This window comes from Nonomuraea terrae, assembly GCF_004348995.1.
GTDB classification, from domain to species: domain Bacteria; phylum Actinomycetota; class Actinomycetes; order Streptosporangiales; family Streptosporangiaceae; genus Nonomuraea; species Nonomuraea terrae.
In genome coordinates this window covers 1-1,130 of record NZ_SMKQ01000450.1, presented here as the reverse complement: position 1 = coordinate 1,130, position 1,130 = coordinate 1, and the positions used below count along the sequence as shown (strand labels likewise).

1 protein-coding gene is annotated in these 1,130 nt (G+C 72.1%); it reads left to right on the top strand.

All coding sequences use genetic code 11. From position 1 onward, the window contains the following. Nucleotides 1-213: 213 nt before the first annotated feature. Nucleotides 214-1,130 (top strand): hypothetical protein (locus E1286_RS47305; protein WP_132623972.1); only part of this gene is annotated, 917 nt, incomplete at its 3' end.

Sequence of the window (1,130 nt, the reverse complement as noted above, 5' to 3'; positions counted from 1 at the left end):
GCCCAACTCCCAGCCCTTCCTCGCCTGACCCCGCCCCTTTCGTGAGAGGCACACAAGGTCGTGTGCACCCGGCGAGAAGGCCCAGGGCGAGGCGTTATCCACAGGGCAGTCGTGGGACGGAACGCTCATCCACAGAATCGCGTTCGACAGCTCGTGCCGACCGGCGTCGAGTCCATGCTGAGGGCCTCCCCTTTCCTTCCGTGCGGAGGCACCATGAAGATCGTCCTTCCGTTGCCCGCCACGATGACGTCGGTGTTCATCGTCGCCGTCGAGCACCTGCCGTTCGAGGCCGGCTCGTACGTGCCCTGGCGCGTCGGCGGCCCGTACAGACGGGCGGCGATCGACGCGATCACCAACGGCACGTTGACCGTGACGCACCACCGAACCCCGTGGAAACCGACCGGCACCACGCTCACCGGCGACGAGAGACGCCGCCTGCGCCGCACCCGACAACACGTCGTCGTCTCCGCGACCGCGCCGCCCCACAGGCTGCCGGCCGCCGCGCAGGTCGCCAGGGCCGCCGCCCGAGCCCTGGCCCGCGAGTGCGACGGCCTGCTCATCGACCCGCTGACCGGCGCAGCCGTCCTCACGTGCGGCAGGTGCGCGGCCGAGCCCCCGGCGTTCCGCCTCAACGACGACTGGGTGTCATGGGACGTCCAGGTCCACGACGCCACGACCTGCCCGCCCTGGGGCCCGGCCGACCCGGGGTTGTGCGACTGCCTGCGCGTCACGTCGCGCGGCCTGCGCCGCTTCGCCCTCCCCGAGATCACCCTCGACGGCGCCGCCTGCGCGCACAACCTGTGCGCCACCGACCTCCTGCGTAGGGTCGCCACCCACCTCGCCACCGACCACCTGGCCTACCTGGCCGCCCACCCGGAGGCCACCACCCGCGTGATCGACGACTTCCTCCACATCCACCCCTCCGACCGGCCCGAAGGCGACCGGCCCGAAGGCGACCTGCCCTTCGGCGTCCGCCTGACCCCGTACGACACCGAGCCGGGCGAGCGGGGCCATGCCGCCGGCGTCCGCCACCTCAAGGTAGGCCCCACCCCGGGCACGGGCGAGATCACCTGCCTCAAGGTCGGTCCACCCTCAGGCTTCCCCGGCTCGATGAACGACTGGCTCTGCAC